Genomic DNA, 21,589 nt, shown 5'->3' with positions numbered 1-21,589 from the left:
AGAGTGTGGCATCAGGCCGGCTCTGTGTCCCCTCGCTTGCGGTTGGCATTGGGCCGGCCGCCGGTCACCACATCGGCACGCCCCTCCTCCTTGGCCTTCTCGGCCCGCTTCTTGCGCATCTCTTTCGGATCGGCGATGAGCGGACGGTAGATCTCGATGCGATCCCCGTCCTGCAGCAGTTCGGTCCCCTTGACCGGCCGGCTGTAGATGCCGAACTTGTTGACCGACAGATCGATCTCCGGGTGCTTCTGCACTATGCCGGACTGCTCGATGGCAGCCAGCACGCTGGTGGCGGGAGCAACCCGGATGCGCAGCACAGTCTGGCGCTCGGGCAGGGCATACACAACTTCGATATTGAGCAGATCAGACACCGTACACCACCTTGGCGCGGTTGGAGAAGGCGAGCACCATGGAGCCCACCAGATCGCGGAAAATCTGGCCAAACGCCAGCTCAATCAGCTTGGAGGTGAACTCGAAATCGAGGTCGAACTCGACCTTGCAGGCATCCACATCCAGCGGCGTAAAGGTCCACCAGCCTGCCAGCTTGCTGAAGGGTCCCTCCACCAGCTCCATCTTGATCTGCCGGTTGGCATCGAGCAGGTTGCGGGTGGTAAACGTCTTGGCAATCCCCGCCTTGGCCACATCGACCGAGGCAGTCATATAGTCATCGCCTGTCTCGTGGACACGGCTACCGACACAACCGGGCAGAAACTCCGGATAAGCGTGAACATCATTGACCAGCCTGAACATTTGTTCTGCGCTGAACATCACCAGGGCACTGCGAGTAATACGGGGCATGGGCTTTCCTCATCCAATCGGGCCGATTTTATCACCTTGTCAGCCAAGATCATCCCCAAAACCGCTCACAAAGCCGCCACTCGAGCAGTTGCGCGTTTTACAGCCGCCGCCACCCACGTATAATGCGCCTTCCTAATCATTGCCAAAGGCGCCCGTCATGAGCAAAAAGAACAGTAAAAACAAAGCCGGGTCCAGCACCATTGCACTCAACAGAACCGCCCGCCACGAGTACTTCATCGAAGAGCGCGTGGAAGCCGGTCTGTCCCTGCAAGGGTGGGAAGTCAAATCCCTGCGGGCGGGCAAGGCCAACATCAGCGAAGCCTATGTCATCTTCTTGCAGGGCGAGGCCTTCCTGTTCGGCTCCACCTTCCTGCCACTGAACGCCGCCTCCAGCCACGTGGTGTGTGATCCGACCCGCACCCGCAAGCTCCTGCTGAGCCGCCGTGAACTCGACAAGCTGGAGAGCCTGACCGCCCGTCAGGGTTACACCATAGTGCCGCTGGCGCTCTACTGGAAAGAGTGCTGGGTCAAGGTCGAGATCGGTCTGGTCAAAGGCAAGAAAGAGCACGACAAACGGGAAGACACCAAGGCCCGCGAATGGGATCGGGAGAAAGCCCGCATCATGAAGAACAAGCATCGCGGCTGATTGTGCGCCGCATGCAGCCGTGCGGCGTCCAATAAACCAGCAATCGACCGGCCTAGGCCGGTCGATTGCCATCAACGCCTTGCCATGACAGGATTTTTGCGTACAATCGGCTTTGACAACTTGGGGCTGATTCTGGATTCGACAAGATTCACGAAACCCAAGGTGCATGCCGAGGTGCGGTAGGCCTCGTTAACAAACCGCAAAAAAATAGTCGCAAACGACGAAAACTACGCACTCGCAGCTTAATAACCTGCGCTGAGCCCTTCTACCCTAGCTTGCCTGTGTCCTAGGGAATCGGAAGGTCATCCTTCACAGGATCGTGTGGAAGTCCTGCTCGGGGCGGAAGCATTAAAACCAATCGAGCTAGTCAATTCGTGGCGTGTCTCTCCGCAGCGGGTTGGCGAATGTAAAGAGTGACTAAGCATGTAGTACCGAGGATGTAGTAATTTTGGACGGGGGTTCAAATCCCCCCAGCTCCACCAAACAATGTTCCGGCCGGGAACGAAGAAGACCGAAAACCCGCAAGATTCAACGTCTTGCGGGTTTTTTGTTGTCCTGTGAAATCCGAGGAAGTCGATTTAATCCAGCTATAAAGGTAACATCTATGGTAACACGACTCTGGTAACACCGTTTATGGTGTTACGTTTGACAGGTAACACCATGAGCAACGACAAACTTAGTGATTCAAAGGTAAGAACTGCAAAGCCCGGAGTGCCACCGAAGGCCAAGCCGGGTGCTCCGCTGGTCAAAGAGTACAATTTGGCAGATGGGGACGGGCTTTACCTGAGAGTAAAGCTGAATGGCTCTAAACTGTGGCTATTCAACTACTACAGGCCAAGTGACAAGAAGCGTTCAAACATTAGTTTCGGTGCTTACCCTGATGTAACTCTTTCGGCGGCCCGAGAGCGGCGGCGAGAGGCCCGCGCTCTGCTGGCCCAAGGCATTGATCCCAAGCTCCACAAAGAAGAGCAGATCGCCACCGCCCAAGCCGAGCAAGAAGCCAGTGCCAACTCCTTTGAGCGCATGGCTGGCAAGTGGCTGGAGCTGAAACGGCACGACGTATCAGAAGCCTATGCCGCTGATTCGTGGCGTTCTCTTGAGCTGTATGTACTGCCCTTCATTGGCTCCATGCCAATCGACCAGATCCGCGCCCCCAAGGTGATCGAACTACTGCGCCCCCTGGAGGCGGATGGCAAGCTGGAGACAGTGCGCAGGCTGTGCCAACGAATAAACGAGATCCTCGACTACAGCGTTAATCACGGCCTGCTCGATGCCAATCCCTGCTCTGCCATTCGCAAGGTATTCAAGAAGCCAACCAAGAAGCACATGCCCACTCTCAAGCCGACTGAGTTGCCACTGCTGATGGCAGACATTGCCAACGGCAGGCTCGACCCCACCACCCGCTGCCAGATTGAATGGAGCCTTCATACATTGGTACGACCCGGCGAATCAGCGGGAACACGCTGGGACGAGATCGACTTGGAGGCCAAGGTGTGGAACATCCCCGCCGAGCGAATGAAGATGGATCGTCCCCACCGCGTCCCCCTGAGTCCGCAAGCTATTGCTCTGCTGGAGCGCATGAAGCCGATCAGTGGACACCGCCCCTTTGTCTTCCCCGGTTACCGTGATCCGCTTGGCCATATTAATGACCAAAGTGCCAATGCCGCCTTGAAGCGGTTGGGATATGGCGGGCGGTTAGTGGCTCATGGTTTGCGATCCTTGGGGAGTACCACCCTCAACGAACAAGGCAGCTTCAACCCTGACGCTATCGAGGCGGCCCTATCCCACGCCGATGACAACGAGATCCGCCGCGCCTACAACCGATCAGACTACTTCGAGCAACGGATTATCATGATGTGCTGGTGGAGTGACCATATTGAGATGGCCAGCCAGGGTAATCTGTCTCTGGCGAGCGGTTTTAAAGCACTGAAGGTGGTGGGTGAGTGACCAGAGTAAAAAATATCAAAACAACCAAAAAAAAACAGGGGACCACAAGGTGAGCTTGCTGTTATTCAGCCAGCTTTAAACCGACAGTCATTACCGAGGGCGGTAAAGTAACCGTTGGTCAGTAAGTAGCCTTTGATGCTGGTGGATTAAACAAGGAGCAGCACTATGCAAACTCTCACATTTGAATGGATGACAAAACCTGCGGTCATCACCCTGAACGTAGACTCCTGCGATCAACGCGCCGCTATTAACGTATCGCCTTTGGCATGCCAAAAGATTGTCGAATCCCTCTGTGAACATGAGGATGACGGACGTGGTGAACCGATGGGCAATGGAGCTTTTACTGCCATGGGTATTGCCAGAGCATTAACTCGCGTTGGGTTTGTAGTTGAGGGATTGGTTGCACCAGAGGCAGACCTTGTATGGACGCGAGTTGAGCCCACCGGTTGGACCGTCACTGATATTAACTTCATCGAAGTTGATGACGCTGATTTCCAAGAATAAGACACAGCCACCGATAACCAGTGGAAGGAAGAAGATCCCAAGGCCCTTGAAGCCCTGGAGGCTCTGGAAGCACTGAAAGACGAGACCAATACAACGGTGTTCCACGCCAAGATGGAGGCGGCAGTTTTGACGCTCGAAGCCCTTGCGTTGATCGAGAAACATGAACCGTATTTGCATAAGGTCAATAACCGTTTCACAGAACTGATGAACAAGTAAATGAAGACATGGGTCACAGGCGCGCAGGTCAGATTGCCCGTTCATCAGGGTAACCGCTCAGATTACTTCGAGCATCGAGTAAAAATGATGGGCTGGTGGAGCGACCATATCGAACAGGCCAGCCAGGGGAACCTCTCTCTGGCGAGAGGCTTTAAAGCATTAACGGTTGTGAGCTAGTAAAGGCCACCAGCCGGATAAATTGCTGGGTCCAGACCGATTGGGTCGCCCCTTCCATTAGCCTAGAGCGACCAGCTCGAGTGTGGGGCCCCTTGTTCATCTGATCAAGCATCAATTCAAAAAAGCGTTAAGGTGTCGCTAACTATGAATAAAAATGTTAATCGAAAATTTCCAGCTCCCGATTGTCTCCATGTAACTTGGGCTGCTAAGTATCTTGACTGTACTGTGGAAGACATTATTCGCTATGGTGCGAAAGGAGATATTGACCTACTAGTGAATTTTGATGAGTGTGACAAGCCTGTATATGGCTTAGTTACCGACTATACCGGGCAAAACCCTGACAATAATTGGTTAATTATGCTAAGTGGCGGGTTGGCTTGCTATGGTGAAGCTGAGCCAACAAATGAGCCCGATGTGGTAACAGCTCGTCTTGGAGGTGTGTGGTGTGTATATGGCTTAGATCTAAACGAAAATCGACTTGGGCATCCGAGGGCAAACCCGCGCCTTTTCGCTCGAAAAGATATCTCGGATAGGGGCAGCAGCCTTGATGGTGAAGGTAAGGTCACTGAAATGGAAAGCCCATTTCCAGATTATTGGATTACTCGCAATGATTTTTACCTTCTAGAGTCACTTTTTTATGTTGAAAATGACCTCTCTGCTGAAAAGGTCGGACCAGTTATCGAGCCTGTGAAAATACTTATTGAACAAGTCTCTTCGTTGGTCGAGAAACTACGCCATGCAACCGACCAGTCTGAAATCCTGATCAATCTACTACAGCAAGCTGAGGATGAAATTGCGACACTCAGAGTTAAAGTTTGCAAACCTGGGTATATGGACCCATTGCACCCACGCTATACCCCGAAACTCGCAGCATTGATTCATGCATGGCTAGTTTATGAACCTAACCCAAGAAAATCCCCTAAGAAGGTTTTATCCGATTGGCTACGTGATCATGCCGAAGAATTTACCAACAATGATGGTAAACCATTGTCTGGTTTTGATGATTTAGCGGCTGTAGCCAATTGGAATACTAGAGGTGGAGCACCAAAAACACTGGCTATAAAATAACCTCCTCTACGTTCTCAATAAACCTCCCCCATATTGCAACCCGCACTACACCTCGCTTCCAAGCGATGCGGGTTATGACATTCCCCAAGGCTTCGATAACCTCCCCATAGGTTTTTTGATAACGTTCCCCCTGCTTCTCGTTGTTTAAATTGGATGTAATTCCTCGGTCGATAATGACTTTCTCGAACCAGAAGGGTTATACCAATATGGAAAATCGCACTGCACCCCATCCCACTCAGCACTACCTTATTCGGGTACGTGAGGTCTGCCAACGCACTGGTCTTAGCAAATCCAGCATCTACGATCTCATGTCCCAAGGCAGCTTCCCGCATACCGTTCGCCTCGGGGGGCGCTCAGTGGCTTTCGTTGAGTCCGAGATCGACGAGTGGATTGCTGAGCGCATCGCCGCTCGCAACGTGGCGGTATAGGGGGCGATATGTCGACAAAAGTAAAGACTGCACCACCTCAAGCCCAGGCCCAAGTAATTCATGCTCAGTTCAAACAGGCATTTAATCTCACTGTTGCGCTACGTCACGCTTGTAACACCGATAGTAAGTGCCTGCCCTATTCCAACTTAGTCGAGTTGCTGTATCCGCTGGCTGAGCAACTGTCCAACTTGGATGTGATTTGCGTCCATACCCGTTGGTCGGGAATGGCTAATCGTATGAAGCGTTATTCAAATGTGCTGGTGGAGCTGCTCAGAGGCAACCAGGCAGACGTTCCTCCGAGCGACCTAACGGCATTGCTTGGCCCACTTCTGGCCGACCTAAAGTTGGTCAAACTGGCATACGCCAAGATGACATCTGCCCATAAGGCAGCCAACAGCAAGCCCAAAGACGCCAACCAGAATGATGACGAAGGTAAACTGGCCGATCTGCTGCCAGTTCAAGAGCCCCCTATCCGTGACGGGCTAGTGATCACAGCACCACAGGAAAACATCCTTGAACTGATCAAAGCCAGCCTCGCTGACAAGCCGGACGACATTTGGGCGAAGTATCAAGCATGCCTGCCCGCCAACCTGACACCGGAAGAGGTGAAGATCGCGCATGACTCGTTCATGGCGGTATTCAAGGAGTACTTCATCTGATGGCTACTGCAACCATGGGGGCTACCAGCCCCCAATTTGTCGCAGATGTTGCAGGCGCAAAGCACCCTGGTTCGGGTTTTATCAAGTTTGCTGACCTAAAACGCCATGATGTCGTCGTGATCCATATCGGCGAACAAGTCGCCCGTGGCGCCGAACATCGTAAAGTGTGGCAGCGAGCTCATAATCTAGCAATTGAGGCTGACAACCCCATTGATGCGGAGCCTGAACCGGAAGAGGCTTTGAGCGTCTATCCACGTCAGCTTGATAAACCCGTAAAGCTTTGGCCAATGGCTGATAAGGACACAACTAATAAGATAATTGTCCACCAGATGGGCCCGCTCGCACCCGAGAAGGCGAAGCGGCTAGTTATCGAACTGATGATGCAAGCCCCCAATGCTGTGATCTATCGGGGTATCCAAGGCCAAAACGCCGAGCCGTGGCAGTTGGTGGACATTGTGAAACTTGAACAGTGCATCGCTGCAGAGTTAGAAGCTGAGGTTGTCCCCTCTCAACAAGACGGTAAAGGCAAGATAGCAGAGGGGCACGTGCTCCCGGAAGGGTTTGAGATCCAGGGGAATCGTCTTTGCGCTTCCATGATGGCGGGCCGTGGTGACAATGCTCGTCATGAATTGGTGCCGATTGCCAGCCCGATCCGCGTATTAGCTGATACATCTAATGAGCAGGGGCGAGACTGGGGTCGCTTGCTGGAATGGCATGATCGCAAGGGCCGGGCCTGCCTGTGGGCTATGCCGATGGAAGCGCTTGTCTCTCGTGGTGGTGATGATGCTCTCAAGGCCCTGCTGAGGGGGGGCTTGCCGTTCATCGACTTCGGCAACAAGCGGAAGCTGATCGAATACCTGATGTTCTGCGAACCGGGCAAACAGGTGGCTTGCGTGGGACGTATCGGCTGGCATGGCCGTGCCTATGTATTGCCGAAGAGTGCTATCGGGCCGGATGCCGAGGGGGTGATCCTTCAATCTGCAGAATACGCATTAAATGACTTTACCGAGTCCGGCAGTCTGGCCGAGTGGCAACAGGGGGTGGCGGCGCTGGCGATGGGAAACTCTCGCCTCTGCTTTGCGTTTTCTCTGGCGTTTGCGGCCCCTCTACTTTCTCTGGTCGGCATGGAAGGAGGCGGCTTTCATCTCAAAGGGGAGAGTACAGACGGCAAGACTACCATCATGCTGGCGGCTGCCAGCATCTATGGAGGTAAGCGTTTCTGCCACACTTGGCGAGCTACAGGTAACGCCATTGAGGGGATTGCCAGTCGTCGTAATGATGCTTTGCTCTGTTTGGATGAAATCGGCGAGCTGGACGGAAAGGAAGCGGGCGAAGTGGCCTACATGCTGGCAAACGGCCAGGGCAAAGGCCGGGCACAACAGAGCGGCGAGTTGAGAGAGCGTAAGACTTGGCGTTTGCTGTTTCTGAGCACCGGAGAGCTGTCGCTAGAAGACCATGTGGCTAGTAGTGGAAAGCGTACCCAAGCAGGTATGGAGGTTCGCGTTATCCAAGTTCCAAGTGATACCGGTCGGCATGGCGCGTTTGAACAACTGCATGACATGGGCAACGGGCGAGTCTTTGCCGATACGCTCAAGGCCAACGCCGACCTTTTCCATGGCACTGCCATTCGCGCCTTTCTTGAGCCTCTGACCACCAATATGGAACTGTACTGCGAACACCTGACGGGCGAGATCAAGCGTCTTGCTGACAAATGGGACCCGAAGGATGCCGGCAGTCAGGTTGGGCGAGCCATCAACCGGTTTGCGTTGGTGGCAGCTGCCGGTGAGTTGGCCACAAGGCTGGGGGTGACAGGCTGGCCGGAGGGTGAAGCGATCAAAGCAACCAGTGTCTGCCTCAAGGCGTGGCTAGCCGAGCGTGGCCACCTTGGCAATCAAGAGGATGCCGCGACCCTGCGCCAGATCCGCGAGTTTTTCACCCTGAATCAAAGCCGCTTTGCCGATTGGAACACTCCCAATTTACTGCCCCCGAACATGGTCGGTTTTCGCAAGGTTGAAGGCATCGGTGAAGATTCAGCAATGTCTTTCTATGTACTCCCGGAAGGGTGGAAAGTGATCACCAAGGGCCGGGATCCCAGAAAGGCTGCCAAACTGGCAAAAGATAAGGGCTGGATCTCCAAGTTTGATAAGGACAAGACCCAAGCCACCATCAAGGTCCCAGGCTCCCGCAAGCCGATCAAGGTGTATGTCTTTGGTTATGGCGTAATCGCTGCCGAAGAGGATGACACTGAGGCCCATTAAGTGCACAGCTAGGGAGAGAACCGATAGTTCGCCCCATCATGCGGCCTTTCCTAAGTTCAAATGCATGATACATGGCTGAATTGAACACCACGCCAGCTAGAAATGATGCCCAAATATCTAGGCCTATCCACATGTGCGGGCGCAGAGAAAAACAAAGGTAACCGAGGTAACTAGGTAATCATGCTTTCTAATCCTTAAAGCGTCAGGGCTTCTTGGTTACCGCTGAAAATATAGCCAGAGGTAACCTAGGTAACCAGAGAGGTAATGTTTAGTGGCAAATTACCTCTGGATGACTGGTAACCGCTGAAATCGACACAAAGCCAATCAGAGGTAACCGTATTAAGCCCAGTGCTGACAAGAGCTATAGCGGTGCAGCTACCTAGTTACCCCGGTCACCTCTGCTTTTAGCGTTATATGAGGCGCAAATCATGTAGAGGAGGGCATTGAGATGGCACAACAAGTAACAGATGCCGGTGATCACACTGCCTGCCACTATTTACTGGGAAGTATGCCTTTGCTAGCTGGCCTATTTGTCGTTTACCAGTAAGGCGCAAACTGATTTATGACCCACGTTTCTGGGCATATGAAACACGAATGCAGGTAAACGGGATATGACCGCGACAAAACATCCAAGGCTCATAGCAACGCCACTGATACAGAAGGGAGTCATAAACGAGTGACTAGCAAGACTAAGACTGATTGGGTGTTTCACCGTGCTAATTATGCGGTCAATTATCCTAGCCTATCGGTGGCAGGGTACGCCCGACAGTTTGATTTGAACCCGAATACGGCAAAGGCTGGGTTAAGGGGCGCACTGACTGATCCTGAAAATGAGCAAATCAACCTGTCCGAGTACGATCCGAGGACCGGTGAGCGACTTGCCAACAAAGCTAAGGACAAGAACACGGATCGAACCGTGGATCAGTCTATGGATCGGTTCACACCAGATACCCCAATTCGAATCACTACCGATGAAGATCAAAAAAACAAAAATAAAGCTAAATCAAATGGATACAAGCATTGCATTCAGGGAGGAAAAGGCACAGCAGAGTCCTCGCTAGAAAAAAAAGTAAAAAACCTAAAAACGGATCGATCCAAGGTTGGTCGATCCGGTGAGAAGCTAAGGGTAGTCGAGGAGTTTACTCTCCCCGCACTGGGTGAGAGCTGGGCTAATTATAATGCTGGTGGCTATACGTCCATGTTCAACATCCCTCCAGAGATACAAATGATGGCTGTAGCGCCGTCTAGTGGTATCGGCGACTTACTGGTTCTGGCTAAAAGCCGCTATTTCCTGATGTGGAAACAGCAGGGCGATATGGTAGCGAGGATAGAAGCACTGTATTCAGTAGGCGGAACACATTACATGGCTGACAGTGAGCCTATGCCTAAAGAAATGGCTTTATCACAAGCTCTATTTGGCCCTAGCCAAAGGATGTCAGAGCTAGAGTCCGTCATTACTCGAATGGAAGTTCAAGCCGCCAGCGCACAAGCAAAGGCACAACAGATCGCTTTCCAGAAGGCGGCATTTGCATTACGAAATGAGGAAAATCTATCTGCCATTGAGACGGCTAACTTGATCGAGGCTAACGGGTTCGAGGTTCCCAAGGCACTCTTACTCGAAGTTAAGCAAGAGGTTGCCCTAATTGAGCAAGTATACGACGACAATGAGGGTGGTATCACTGATGAGGAATTGGAAGCAGAATCACGGGCCTATCAGGCAAAGCAGGAATATCAACGGGAAATCTGGCTACCAGCGCGTAAAAAGCAGATAGAGAAAATGCTTGCAGAGGAAGCGATGAAACAACAAGACGAAATGCCGATAACCGAGGAATAGTTCATAGCTCAAATGGCCGCCTTGGATGCTACATGCACTACGTCGACATAGACGGCAACCCTGGCCAGAGAGTAATGATCGGTCATCAATTTACCACATGTTCATCCTGCCGCCACGAAAGGGCGGCAGCATCGTCTCTATTGAGCCTTGGATCAATCAACTCGTAGGGGAGCCCATGAGATGATCTAGGCCAACACAGCTTTGCATACAGGCATTGTCAGACGAGCCAGTTATCAACCCAAGCTTTCAACGTGTGTTCCAAAATGCGACATGTTCATGCAACCAGTATCGTCATGAGTATACGGGCGACATATAGTGCGTGACAGCAATGCCAAAACCGATGTTCGGTTTACTTGGCGTAAAGATAGTCTCGGAAATCTGCGACCCTCCGATGGACCCACTTGCGACCAGGACTCGTTTGATGCGCCACGCTGGCAACAGCATGCCACCAGCCGTGCTTCAGGAAAAGTGATCATTTTTTCAGCTTCCATCCTACTCGTCCCAGATCGGTCTGGCTTGTCGCGCCGCTGCTTGGCTTACTACCGCAAGTGGAAGTACGTGACAGCAACACCAACAGAGGCGAGTTCATCCTATAGGCATTTTGGGGTTAATAAGTGAGATCTATGGGCGGTTGCATTGCAGACGGAGTGAATGATGTAGTGGCGCGTTGTGGTGGCGATTCAGACGCGAAAGCCTCATTTAAATCCACCAGTACAACTCAGTGACGTTGGGAACTGGTCTGGATGAAGCATCTGGTATCGATGCCTTCAGTAATAATCGGCTTTAATCGGTAAAGAGCGTTTGATACCAAGCGGCTAACTAGTGTATTTTCAAGTAATTAAATCGCGGGGGAACTTCACCTCTGGCGAGTGCATGGCTTAACCCAAATCGCCAGCGAGGAGTTTGAAAAATGGCAGATATGGAAGACCGCTGGTTATCGATAAGTGAGATCTGCAAGTACCTCGGGGTCAGCAATGACACCGTCTACAAGTGGATTGATAAACATGGAATGCCTGCCCATCGAATGGGCCGCCTCTGGAAGTTCAAGAAAGACGAGGTGGACGAGTGGGTGAAGGCTGGTGGAGCTGCTGAATATAACAAAAAAGGAGCCCTGACCAAAAATGAGTAACGACAGATACAGCATGTCATTTACAACGGGCTGCCTCTTTCACCGCGAGTCGATAGAGCTAGCTGCGATGTACCTTGATCTTGGTAATTGGAACGCTGTCCGTGACAAAGTCATCACAGAAAATTTACTTCAGACAAGGACACTGAATACACTCCAGCGAATCTGCCGCGAGGTCATCTCCCGCCTTAGGCTATTGAGCCAAAGTGAACTTGAATTTCTGGTCGAGGCAAGTCGCCAAGAGCAGGCTTATCTCCTGTGGTTCGCCGTTTGCCGTCGCTATAGATTTATCGCTGATTTTGCTGTCGAAGTGCTTCGGGAGCGCTACATCACGCTGAAAAGTGACCTGAACTACGAGGATTTTGACTCTTTCTTCAACCGAAAATCCGAGTGGCATTCAGAGCTGGATGACATCTCCTCAGCAACCCGAGGTAAATTGCGGCAGGTTCTGTTCAAGATGTTACGAGATGCCGATCTTCTAACGGCCAACAACGTGATACACGCGGCCATGCTTAGCCCGAGAATGGTGGACTTACTCAATCAAGTTAGCCCCATGGGGGTTATGTACTTACCTGTATTTGAATCAGAACTAAAGGGGAGCGTGTAGTGGCAGCTGATATAGCCATAATGCCGATGCAGGAAAGATTTCAGCATCTCTTTGCTGTGATCACGGGCCAACGTTTTCTCAACATGCAAGGTCTCGGTAACGAGGTCCCGTTCTTCATCTGCCCCTTCAAGCCGGAGGAGTCCGTCGAAATGGAGCGGCTCCAGCGTCAGTTGATTAATCGTCTCGAGCAGGCAGGAGTCCTCATTCTGGAGATCAATCTGTATGACCTTTCGGTAGAAATCCTCAAAGAACGTGAAATCTGGGACCAGATCATCGACATGGAGCAGTCTGTATCGAAAGAACAGCTTAAAGAGCTCTTGCAAGGTGTGCTGGATCCCGAAACGCATCTTGTCCCGGCTATTGCGGACCAGCTGGCAAACAGTGATTTCCAGGTTCTTTTTCTGACCGGTGTGGGCGAAGTGTTCCCCTACATTCGCTCACATAACGTCTTGAACAATTTGCAGAGCACGGCGAAAGAAAAACCGACCGTCATGTTTTTTCCTGGAGCCTACACCCATTCGATCGAGTCTGGAGCATCGCTCGATCTCTTTGGAAGGCTGCATGATGACAAGTACTACCGGGCATTCAATATCTTTCACTGCGAAGCATAAACGAGGGAAGCGTGATGACTCTTAAGACCATTTTTAACAAGCCCGTTGATCGCCCGATTGAAGGGGTCATCAAAGCTGACGATGGAGCAAGCCTTCGCCTCGAAATCGAAGAATACGTACTGACCAACGAAGTCGAGAAGCGGCTTGAGTCCTTTCTGGACGCCTACAACAACTATGAAGGTGCCAATGGCGTTTGGGTTTCCGGCTTCTTCGGGTCAGGTAAATCCCACCTGTTGAAGATGCTGGCGCTATTGCTCGAAAACCGGCAGATCGAAGGCGCCTGCGCGCTTGACCTGTTCTTGCCAAAGTGTGGCGATAACGAAATCCTGCGCGGCGATCTCAAACGAGCGGTTGCCATCCCATCGAAAAGCATTTTGTTCAACATTGACCAAAAAGCGGACGTTATTAGCAAGACACAGATTGATGCGCTCCTTGCAGTATTCGTCAAGGTATTTGACGAGATGTGCGGTTACTACGGTAAGCATGGCCACATCGCCCAGTTTGAACGTGACCTCGATAGCCGTGACCTCTATGACCAGTTTAAATCGGCCTATGAATCGACGGCGGGCAGAACATGGCAAAAGGGGCGCGAGCAGGCGTTGCTGGAGGCAAAAAACATTGCCAAAGCCTATGCCCTGGTGACCGGTAGTGATGAGACATTGGCCATGGGGATACTTGATAAATACCGTAGCCAATACCGAGTCTCCATCGAGGATTTTGCCGAACAGGTGAATGCCTATATCGAGAGTCAATCTCCCGACTTTCGTCTGAATTTCTTTGTTGATGAGGTCGGTCAGTACATCGCTGAAAACGTCAAGCTGATGACCAACCTCCAGACCATTGCCGAGAGCTTGGCTACCAAATGCCGAGGTCGCGCATGGGTCATTGTGACTGCCCAGGAGGAGATGGGAACGGTTGTCGGCGAGATGGGCAAACAGCAAGGAAACGACTTCTCGAAAATCCAGGCCCGGTTCGCCAACCGGATGAAGCTGACCAGTGCCGACGTGGCAGAGGTTATCCAAAAGCGTTTGCTGATGAAAACTGAAGACGGCGTGCGTCTTCTTTCGGACATTTATCACGCAGAAGCCAACAATTTTAAGACCCTGTTCGACTTTGCCGATGGTTCGCAAACCTACCGGAATTATCAGGACCGGGATCACTTCATTCACAGCTATCCATTTATTCCGTACCAGTTCGCATTGTTTCAGTCGGCTATTCAGAATCTGTCACAACATAACGCCTTTGAGGGTAAGCACAGCTCGGTGGGTGAACGCTCCATGCTCGGAGTGTTCCAGCAGGTGGCGATCCAGATTGGGGATCATGAAATCGGCCAGCTGGCAACCTTCGACCTGATGTTCGAAGGCATCCGCACCGCGCTCAAATCGAATATTCAGCGGGCTATTATCCAGGCGGAAAATCATCTGGATGGTCCCTTTGCGATCCGGCTGTTGAAAACACTCTTCCTAGTCAAGTACGTCAAAGAGTTCAAGCCGACGGTTCGTAACCTGTGTGTCTTGATGCTGGGCAGCTTCAATCGGGACCTACCTCAACTTCGAAAACGTGTCGAAGAAGCCCTCAGTCTCTTGGAGCAGCAGACCTATGTGCAACGCAATGGTGAGCTCTATGAATTTCTGACCGATGAAGAAAAAGACGTCGAGCAGGAAATCAAGATCACCGAGGTGGAGTCATCGGATGTTGCCGCCGAACTGGAGAAAATCATCTTTGACTACGTGATCAAACACCGGAAGATCCGTTACGACGCCTCTTCATCGAACGGTCAGGGCCAAGACTACCCTTTTTCCAGAAAGCTCGATGACAGGTTGCACGGACGCGAGTACGAGCTGGCCATCCATGTCATCAGCCCATTTCATGAGCATGCAGAAAGTGAACAGATGCTCAGAACCAGCTCGGCTTACAAAACAGATGAGCTATTTGTTCTCATGCCCGCTGATGAACGCCTCATACGCGACATCTTGATGTACAAACGGACGGAGAAATACATCCGTCATAATATCACGATCACCCAACAGGAGGCGGTGAAGCGCATCCTGACCGACAAGGGCTTCCAGAACCGGGAACGGTATGCCGAGCTGCAGCAGCGCGTTCAAAACTTGATGGGCAAGGCCAAGCTGTTCGTGGCAGGAGCCGACATCGAGATTGGTTCTGAGGATGCACAAACCCGCGTACTGCGCGGTTTTCATGAGCTGATTGCGCGAATCTATCCAAATCTGCGCATGCTGCGCGGCATTGCCTACACCGAGAACGACATCAGTCAGTGCCTTAAAGCTTCGGGTGAAGGGCTTTTTGGCAACGATGTCACGTCACTGGCCGAATCCGAGCAGGAACTATTGGCGTTCATCCAGAGCAATAATCGAGGCGGAGTGCGTACCACTCTGAAAAACCTGTTGGAGAAATTCGAGCGCAAACCCTACGGCTGGTACTACGCCGCCGTGCTTTGTACCCTGGCTAACTTGTGTGCTCGCGGCAAGGTCGAGGTGCGTGTTGATGGCAACTTGCTGGAAGAGGACGACCTGGAACGGGCGCTGCGCAACACCCATGGCCACGGCAATGTGGTGCTGGAGCCTCAAGTCGAGTTTACCCAATCTCAGGTTCGTGTCCTCAAGGAGTTCTATGAAGATTTCTTCGATGCCCCGCCCGGTGCGAGTGAAGCGAAGGCGCTCGGCAAGGAAACCAATACTGCATTGCAGGAGCTTATGCATCAGCTCACCCCACTGGCGGCCCAAGCATCTCAGTATCCGTTCCTCAATGCACTGAAACCGGTACTTGAGAAGCTCAAGGAGTTAACCGGCAAGCCCTATACCTGGTACCTGACCGAACTTGCCCGCCAGGAAGATGCGCTGCTCGAGATGAAGGAAGGTATCATCGATCCGGTCCGCAAATTTATGAGCGGCCCACAGAAAGAGATCTTCGATAACGCCCATAAGTTCGTTCAAACCCAGGAGCCCAACTTCACCTATGTGCAAGGGGGCGAGGTCACCGAGATCAGCGAGAAGTTGCACGACCCACGCTGCTTTACAGGCAACCGGATCCAACAGGTCAAAATGCTGGTGGACTCCCTGGCTGAGAAAGTCAGTCAAGTGGTGCAGCAAACGCGTGCGCACGCCAAGGACACCCTGCAAACCATGCAGACGCGCATGCAGGGGATGGGTGAGTACCAAAAGCTACCGCAAGAGCGTCAGGCAGAGTTGGATAAGCCCTATCAGGAGCTGATCTGCCATATCGAGCAGCAGCCGCTGATCGCCGTGATCAACGACCGTCTCCGCTACTTTGAAGAGCAAGGTTATCAAAAGCTCCTCTCCCGCATGGTCGATTTGGCGACCCCACGACCGGTAGTGACACCAACCGCCTCACCTGCCAAGCCGGGTGATAAAGCGCCTCCTGCACCACAACCGCCCAAGGTCGAATACGTCAATGTTCGCCAAGTAAGGGCAACCTATGACAAAGCCTGGCTGGCCGATGAAACCGACGTGGAACACTACCTGGAATCCATGCGTGAGGCACTGCTAGATGAAATTCGTAAAGGAAAAAGGGTGCAGATATGATCGAGCGTATTGCGTTAAAGAACTTTACGGCCTTTAACGATTTGAAGCTGGAGCTATCCCCCAAGCTCAACGTGATCATTGGTGAAAATGGCACTGGCAAGACTCAGATCCTGAAGGCCCTGTACTTTGCCAATAAATCTCTTGCACAGCAGGAAGTTAAAGCGGATGAGCTATTGCGCTTATTCCGCCCTTTGAGTGGTTCTCTCAAAGGGCTGGTTGGAGAAGACGGCAAGTCCAAAGCGGAACTCAAGTGTGAACTTGCTCTGGGCCAGACTATCTCAATCAATTTTTCTGCCAACTCCCAAAAGCTGGCTCAAGAGAAGTTTGTTGTCACTCCCACCGTAGGCTCGCCAAACCTGATTCCGGTGAAGGAAGTGCTCTCCCTGATGAAAGGGATCTTGGCGATAAAATCGCATCCGGAAACGCTCGCTCTGTTGTTTGACCAAAGCTATCTGGATGTCGCAAAAAGCTTGGCTACGGCGCCTGACGCGGCAGCGGGGGAAAAAATAGACCAAGACCCCAGGTTCTCAGCAATTTACCTGAAGTTGGTTGAGCTTCTAGGCGGTAGATTTGACGTTACCGAGGCTGCAAGTGAGCCGGTTGTTGCCTTTAAGGCAGGTCATTACGAGCGTGTCAAAGACATTCAGAGCGAAAATCATGGTCAGCTGACATTTCGGGTCAAGCGCAGCGACTCTGCCGATATGACCGCTGAGGGTCTGCGCAAGCTTGGAACTTTGCAGTTGCTCTTGGAGAATCACGAACTGAATCCAGGTCGCAGTGGCGTTCTAATTTGGGACGAACCCGAAGCCAACCTCAACCCCAAGTTGATGAAACTTGTGGTTGAGCTGTTACTTGAACTAACCAGAAATGGCCAACAAGTTGTAGTTGCCACCCACGACTATGTGTTGCTCAAGTGGTTTGATCTCCTTATGGAGGAAGGCAAGGGTGACCACGTGCGTTTCCATAGCTTGTACCGTGATGCCGAAACTTCCGAGATCAACGTTGCCTCCACCGATGACTATTTGGAAATCACGCCGAACCCGATTGACGAAGCCTTTGGCTTTCTGATTAACCAAGAGATAGAAAACGACATGGGAGGCCTAGGCAAGTGAGGATTGTAGAGGCTGATGGTTTCGAATTTCGATTTGAGGATGCTTTGGACGCTTTCGTCTTCGACGAGAAGGACAGCACCAAACCCACATTTCACGGGGCGCCTATGAAAGGCGTCGACATCGTCGCCGAATTCGAGGAGGCCTATGTCTACGTGGAACTGAAGGACTACGACGACCCGTCGATTTACGACATCCTTGGCACGGCGACTGACGATGAAAAGAAATTGCGGCAAGCCAGCTTTAAGTGGCTGAAAAACTACCTGAAATACAAGTTTCGGGATTCTTATCTTTACCGGCACGCCGAGCAGAAGGTGGATAAGCCAATCCACTATATCTGCCTACTCACCTTTGACAACGCGTTGAACAGCCGGATGCAGAAATCCCTGAAAAAGGAACTGCCAGTGGGGAAAGCGTCGCGTCGCTGGACTCATGCCTTGGCTACAAGTTGCCAAGTCGTCAATCTAAACAAATGGAATGAAAACTTCCCGAAGTGGCCGGTTACCCGTCTGGCCGCTGCTGTAGCCGCAGGAGCCTAAAGTGATGGAAACCACAAAACTCAAAAAATTCGCCCAGTTCGCCCGGCGCAGCCTGCTCGAACAAGTTAGCAGCAAGTTAAAGCTGGTATTGGCGAGTGAAAGCTCAGTCCGTCGAGAGCATCCGGCGGCAGTGAAAAAACTGGAAGCAGCGATTCAAGAAAGCAGCCAGGAGCACGTTATTGATCGTGTTGCTTACATCTGGTTCAACCGCTTCTGCGCCCTGCGTTTCATGGATATAAACCGCTACAACCGGGTGAATATTGTCTCACCTGCCGATGCAGGTCAGTTCCAGCCCGAGATCCTGGCCGAAGCCAAGATGGGACATATCGATGATGATATGGTACCGGAGAAAGTCAGGCAGCAGATCTTTGATCTGCTCAATGGCAAAGTGCCCAGTCGCGATCCGCAAGGTGAGGCCTATCGCCTGCTGGTGGTGGCCGCCTGCAATTTCTGGAACAGGGCGATGCCGTTTCTGTTCCAGCGTATCGATGACTACACCGAACTGTTGATGCCCGACGACCTGCTCTCGGGCAACTCTATTCTTGCCTATACCCGCGAGGCGATGACGCCGGAAACTTGTGAGGATGTCGAGGTGATCGGCTGGCTCTACCAGTTCTACATCTCCGAGAAAAAAGATGCCGTTTTTGAAGGATTGAAAAAAGGCAAGAAGATCACGTCCGAGAACATTCCCGCAGCTACCCAGCTGTTTACCCCACACTGGATCGTCCGTTATCTGGTGGAAAACTCCCTCGGCCGCCTGTGGCTGCTCAATCGTCCGGGCTCGAAATTAGTCGAGCAGATGGAGTATTACATCGAACCGGAACAGCCAGAGAGTGACTTCCTGCGCATAGCCAAGCCGGAAGAGATCAAGATCTGTGATCCGGCCTGCGGCTCCGGTCATATGCTCACCTACGCCTTCGATCTGCTCTATGCCATCTACGAAGAGGAAGGCTACGAGCCAGCCGAGATCCCTGCGCTGATCCTCATCCATAACCTGTACGGCATCGAGATTGATGAGCGGGCCGGGGAGCTGGCGGCCTTTGCGCTGACCATGAAAGCCCGTGCCAAGCAGCGTCGTTTCTTTAACAAAAGCGTCAAGCCGAATATTTGCGTGCTGGAGAACGTACGCTTCGATGAGGGTGAGCTAAACGAGTATATGGATTTTGTTGGGCGTGACCTGCTCACCGCCCCTCTGCAATCCACCCTGCGGCAGTTTGAAGAGGCCAACAACTTCGGCTCTTTGATCCGGCCAGAACTCACCGACGTGGCGAGAGTGATGCAAGTATTGGAGGCTAAGGATGTCTCCGGACAGCTGTTCCTGAAAGCCTCCCACGACAAGGTGCTACTGGCCCTGCGGCAGGCTGACTACCTCAGTCAAAAATACCATGTGGTAATCGCGAATCCGCCATACATGAATGCTGGTGGTATGAATTCTCGTCTGAAAACGTGGCTGAGAGAAGAATATCCAGAAGAAAAATCTGATTTAATGACCTGTTTCATGCGTTCTGCAAAACAGCTTTCTGTACCTTTAGGTTATTACAGTATCATCAATCTTCCATCATGGATGTTCCTAAACTCATTTGAAAAACTCCGAAAGAGATTAGTACAAAGTCAGATGTTGATGTCAATGCTTCACCTTGGGCGGGGTATTTTTGGTTCCGATTTTGGAAGTGTTGCCTTTGTAGTAAAAAACAAAAAACCAGAACCAGGATTTAGAGGTATATTTAGACGGTTATTTGAAAAGCACGTCCAAGTTCGTGCCCCTGAGGCAATTGAAAAATTATTTCTAGATAAAAATTTTGGTCGTTTTGTTGCGGCGCAAACCGATTTCAAGGAAATTCCGAGTGTACCAATCGCCTATTGGTTGACCAAGGAAATGCTAAGTAATTTCAAAAGGCTGCCTAAGCTGGGAACTATATCTGATGTTTTAGTTGGATTGCAAACAGGTGATAACAATAGATTTATCAGATCTTGGAGTGAAGTAAACCTATCTTCACTTAAAAATCAAGATAATTTAGACTGGCGCTGGGTTCCCTATTCGAAAGGCGGAGAATTTCGTAAGTGGTATGGTAATAATGACTTGGTCGTTGACTGGTTGGATGATGGGATACATATTATTCAGCACCCAAGCGCTGTTATTCGAAATAGGGATAGATATTTCAAAAATGGGATAACCTATACGAATTTGAGCTCGGGCTCTTTTTCTGCACGGATGAAAGATGATAATGGTATATTCGACCAAAAAGGGAGTATGTTTTTTCTTCAAGATGAAAGAGAAACTCCTGGTCTATTGTCTCTTTTGTTAAGCAAAGCATGTTCGAAAATATTGGAAATCATATGTCCGACAATGGACTTCAATCCTGGAAGTTTGGTGAACTTACCAGTTCCTAGTGAATATAGGCAAAGTTCTATTGTTAAAGTAGCTCAGGTAGCAATCGGACTCTCAAGGTTTGACTGGAACTCCCAAGAGTCATCGATGGGATTCATTAGAACCCCAATACTGAATCTTGACTACAGCCAGCCAACCCTAAAGGCTACCTACCAGAAGCTTCGCACCCACTGGTGGGAGATGACGCAGGAGATGCAGCGGCTAGAGGAGGAGAACAACCGCATCTTTATCGAGGCCTACGGTCTACAGGCTGAGCTGACGCCCGAGGTGCCGCTGGCTGAGATCACGCTTACTTGCAACCCGCACTACCGCTATGGCAACGGCAAGAGTGAGGAAGAACTCGAGGCGCTGCTGCTGGCCGATACGATGCGCGAGCTGGTCTCCTATGCCGTGGGTTGCATGTTTGGCCGCTATAGCCTGGATAAGCCGGGGCTGATCTTGGCCAACCAGGGCGAGACCCTTGCTGATTACCTGAAGCAGGTACCGCAGCCGAGCTTCCCGGCCGATGCCGACAATGTCATCCCCATGCTCGATGGTGACTGGTTTACCGACGATATCGCCGAGCGTTTCTGCAAGTTCCTGCGTATGGCCTTTGGCGAGGAGCACTACGAGGAGAATCTGCGCTTTGTCGAGCAGGGGCTGAACATCAAGGGCAAGCGTAACTACAGCATCCGCGACTACTTCGTTAACGAGTTCTACAGCGACCATGTGAGGCGCTATAAAAAGCGTCCCATTTACTGGCTGTTTTCGAGCGCCAAGGGTAGCTTCAATGCCCTGATCTACATGCATCGCTATCGTCCGGATACGGTCAGCGTGGTGCTCAACGACTACCTGCGCGAGTTCCGCACCAAGCTGACCGCCCACAAGAACCACCTGCAGGCGGTCAGCATCAGCGCCAATGCCTCCCAGGGTGAGAAGACCAAGGCCCTGAAGGAGATAGAAAAGATCAACAAAATGATCGCCGAGCTGGAGGAGTATGAGCGCGAGGTGCTCTACCCGCTGGCCACCGAGCAGGTGGCGATCGACCTTGACGATGGCGTCAAGGTCAATTACCCCAAACTCGGCGCAGCCTTAAAGAAGATCGTCGGCCTGGATTCGAAAGAGGACTAA

At 51.7% G+C, this 21,589-nt stretch carries 18 protein-coding genes and 1 other RNA gene; 17 read left to right on the top strand and 2 right to left on the bottom strand.

What is annotated here, in order from left to right; all coding sequences use genetic code 11:
- Positions 1-11: 11 nt before the first annotated feature.
- Both BN1118_RS19710 and BN1118_RS19705 read right to left on the bottom strand, forming a co-directional pair.
- Positions 12-371 carry an RnfH family protein gene (locus BN1118_RS19710; RefSeq protein WP_043138241.1) on the bottom strand — a complete coding sequence of 120 codons (360 nt, stop codon included), beginning with the start codon at positions 369-371 and terminating at the stop codon, positions 12-14.
- On the bottom strand, positions 364-798 hold the full coding sequence (locus BN1118_RS19705; RefSeq protein WP_042873080.1) for an SRPBCC family protein: 435 nt from the start codon (positions 796-798) through the stop codon (positions 364-366). Before BN1118_RS19705 ends, BN1118_RS19710 begins: the two co-directional genes overlap by 8 nt.
- Before the next feature lie 157 nt (positions 799-955).
- Here BN1118_RS19705 and smpB point away from each other — a divergent pair, with 157 nt between their 5' ends.
- From smpB to pglX, 17 genes are all read left to right on the top strand, one after another.
- Positions 956-1,444: an SsrA-binding protein SmpB gene (smpB, locus tag BN1118_RS19700; RefSeq protein WP_042036966.1), complete on the top strand. Its 489-nt coding sequence runs from the start codon at positions 956-958 to the stop codon at positions 1,442-1,444.
- 122 nt (positions 1,445-1,566) lie between these two features.
- Positions 1,567-1,926: a transfer-messenger RNA gene (gene ssrA / locus BN1118_RS21440) on the top strand.
- Between the two features lie 178 nt (positions 1,927-2,104).
- A complete protein-coding gene (locus BN1118_RS19695) occupies positions 2,105-3,391 on the top strand; it encodes an integrase domain-containing protein (protein WP_043557618.1) in 1,287 nt (428 codons plus the stop codon).
- Between the two features lie 165 nt (positions 3,392-3,556).
- Complete coding sequence (locus BN1118_RS19690) at positions 3,557-3,895, top strand: hypothetical protein (protein ID WP_043557617.1); 339 nt, start codon at positions 3,557-3,559, stop codon at positions 3,893-3,895.
- Positions 3,896-4,111: 216 nt separating this feature from the next.
- Positions 4,112-4,288, top strand: coding sequence for a hypothetical protein (locus BN1118_RS21970; protein WP_156995165.1), 177 nt, complete (start codon positions 4,112-4,114; stop codon positions 4,286-4,288).
- A gap of 144 nt (positions 4,289-4,432) precedes the next feature.
- On the top strand, positions 4,433-5,356 hold the full coding sequence (locus BN1118_RS21965; RefSeq protein ID WP_156995163.1) for a hypothetical protein: 924 nt from the start codon (positions 4,433-4,435) through the stop codon (positions 5,354-5,356).
- A 173-nt stretch (positions 5,357-5,529) separates the two neighbouring features.
- A complete protein-coding gene (locus BN1118_RS19685; RefSeq protein WP_156995161.1) occupies positions 5,530-5,784 on the top strand; it encodes a helix-turn-helix transcriptional regulator in 255 nt (84 codons plus the stop codon).
- 8 nt (positions 5,785-5,792) lie between these two features.
- Positions 5,793-6,443: a hypothetical protein gene (locus tag BN1118_RS21960; protein ID WP_156995159.1), complete on the top strand. Its 651-nt coding sequence runs from the start codon at positions 5,793-5,795 to the stop codon at positions 6,441-6,443.
- Complete coding sequence (locus BN1118_RS19675; RefSeq protein WP_052449218.1) at positions 6,443-8,701, top strand: DUF927 domain-containing protein; 2,259 nt, start codon at positions 6,443-6,445, stop codon at positions 8,699-8,701. The genes BN1118_RS21960 and BN1118_RS19675 overlap by 1 nt, the downstream gene beginning before the upstream one ends.
- Positions 8,702-9,377: 676 nt before the next feature.
- The gene (locus BN1118_RS19670) at positions 9,378-10,535 is read left to right on the top strand and encodes a hypothetical protein (protein ID WP_043557615.1); all 1,158 of its coding nucleotides are present in this window, start codon (positions 9,378-9,380) and stop codon (positions 10,533-10,535) included.
- Between the two features lie 910 nt (positions 10,536-11,445).
- Positions 11,446-11,664: a helix-turn-helix domain-containing protein gene (locus BN1118_RS19665; protein WP_043557614.1), complete on the top strand. Its 219-nt coding sequence runs from the start codon at positions 11,446-11,448 to the stop codon at positions 11,662-11,664.
- Positions 11,657-12,268, top strand: a complete 612-nt coding sequence (locus BN1118_RS19660) for a DUF1819 family protein (RefSeq protein ID WP_043557613.1) — start codon at positions 11,657-11,659, stop codon at positions 12,266-12,268. Before BN1118_RS19665 ends, BN1118_RS19660 begins: the two co-directional genes overlap by 8 nt.
- On the top strand, positions 12,268-12,879 hold the full coding sequence (locus BN1118_RS19655) for a DUF1788 domain-containing protein (protein WP_244463650.1): 612 nt from the start codon (positions 12,268-12,270) through the stop codon (positions 12,877-12,879). The genes BN1118_RS19660 and BN1118_RS19655 overlap by 1 nt, the downstream gene beginning before the upstream one ends.
- A gap of 14 nt (positions 12,880-12,893) precedes the next feature.
- Positions 12,894-16,442 (top strand): BREX system P-loop protein BrxC, encoded by a 3,549-nt coding sequence (gene brxC / locus BN1118_RS19650; RefSeq protein WP_043557612.1) that lies wholly within the window; start codon positions 12,894-12,896, stop codon positions 16,440-16,442.
- Entirely contained in the window at positions 16,439-17,554 is a 1,116-nt protein-coding gene (locus tag BN1118_RS19645; RefSeq protein ID WP_043557611.1) for an AAA family ATPase, read from the top strand. Before brxC ends, BN1118_RS19645 begins: the two co-directional genes overlap by 4 nt.
- The gene (locus tag BN1118_RS19640) at positions 17,551-18,090 is read left to right on the top strand and encodes a hypothetical protein (protein WP_043557610.1); all 540 of its coding nucleotides are present in this window, start codon (positions 17,551-17,553) and stop codon (positions 18,088-18,090) included. Before BN1118_RS19645 ends, BN1118_RS19640 begins: the two co-directional genes overlap by 4 nt.
- A 4-nt stretch (positions 18,091-18,094) precedes the next feature.
- Positions 18,095-21,589: a BREX-1 system adenine-specific DNA-methyltransferase PglX gene (pglX, locus tag BN1118_RS19635; RefSeq protein ID WP_043557643.1), complete on the top strand. Its 3,495-nt coding sequence runs from the start codon at positions 18,095-18,097 to the stop codon at positions 21,587-21,589.

The sequence above is a fragment of the Aeromonas bestiarum genome (assembly GCF_000819745.1).
GTDB lineage: Bacteria > Pseudomonadota > Gammaproteobacteria > Enterobacterales > Aeromonadaceae > Aeromonas > Aeromonas bestiarum.
Note: the sequence above shows the minus strand (reverse complement) of the source record. Positions and strands in the feature narration are given on the sequence as shown.

What these genes read in the sequence shown, in the direction of transcription:
- BN1118_RS19675 (WP_052449218.1), top strand. Translation starts at nt 6,443, where the DNA reads ATGGCTACTGCAACCATGGGGGCTACCAGCCCCCAATTTGTCGCAGAT.
- BN1118_RS19645 (WP_043557611.1), top strand. Translation starts at nt 16,439, where the DNA reads ATGATCGAGCGTATTGCGTTAAAGAACTTTACGGCCTTTAACGATTTG.
- BN1118_RS19705 (WP_042873080.1), bottom strand. Translation starts at nt 798, where the DNA reads ATGCCCCGTATTACTCGCAGTGCCCTGGTGATGTTCAGCGCAGAACAA.
- BN1118_RS21960 (WP_156995159.1), top strand. Translation starts at nt 5,793, where the DNA reads ATGTCGACAAAAGTAAAGACTGCACCACCTCAAGCCCAGGCCCAAGTA.
- BN1118_RS19690 (WP_043557617.1), top strand. Translation starts at nt 3,557, where the DNA reads ATGCAAACTCTCACATTTGAATGGATGACAAAACCTGCGGTCATCACC.
- BN1118_RS21965 (WP_156995163.1), top strand. Translation starts at nt 4,433, where the DNA reads ATGAATAAAAATGTTAATCGAAAATTTCCAGCTCCCGATTGTCTCCAT.
- brxC (WP_043557612.1), top strand. Translation starts at nt 12,894, where the DNA reads ATGACTCTTAAGACCATTTTTAACAAGCCCGTTGATCGCCCGATTGAA.
- BN1118_RS19660 (WP_043557613.1), top strand. Translation starts at nt 11,657, where the DNA reads ATGAGTAACGACAGATACAGCATGTCATTTACAACGGGCTGCCTCTTT.
- BN1118_RS21970 (WP_156995165.1), top strand. Translation starts at nt 4,112, where the DNA reads ATGAAGACATGGGTCACAGGCGCGCAGGTCAGATTGCCCGTTCATCAG.
- BN1118_RS19685 (WP_156995161.1), top strand. Translation starts at nt 5,530, where the DNA reads ATGACTTTCTCGAACCAGAAGGGTTATACCAATATGGAAAATCGCACT.
- pglX (WP_043557643.1), top strand. Translation starts at nt 18,095, where the DNA reads ATGGAAACCACAAAACTCAAAAAATTCGCCCAGTTCGCCCGGCGCAGC.
- BN1118_RS19665 (WP_043557614.1), top strand. Translation starts at nt 11,446, where the DNA reads ATGGCAGATATGGAAGACCGCTGGTTATCGATAAGTGAGATCTGCAAG.
- BN1118_RS19695 (WP_043557618.1), top strand. Translation starts at nt 2,105, where the DNA reads ATGAGCAACGACAAACTTAGTGATTCAAAGGTAAGAACTGCAAAGCCC.
- smpB (WP_042036966.1), top strand. Translation starts at nt 956, where the DNA reads ATGAGCAAAAAGAACAGTAAAAACAAAGCCGGGTCCAGCACCATTGCA.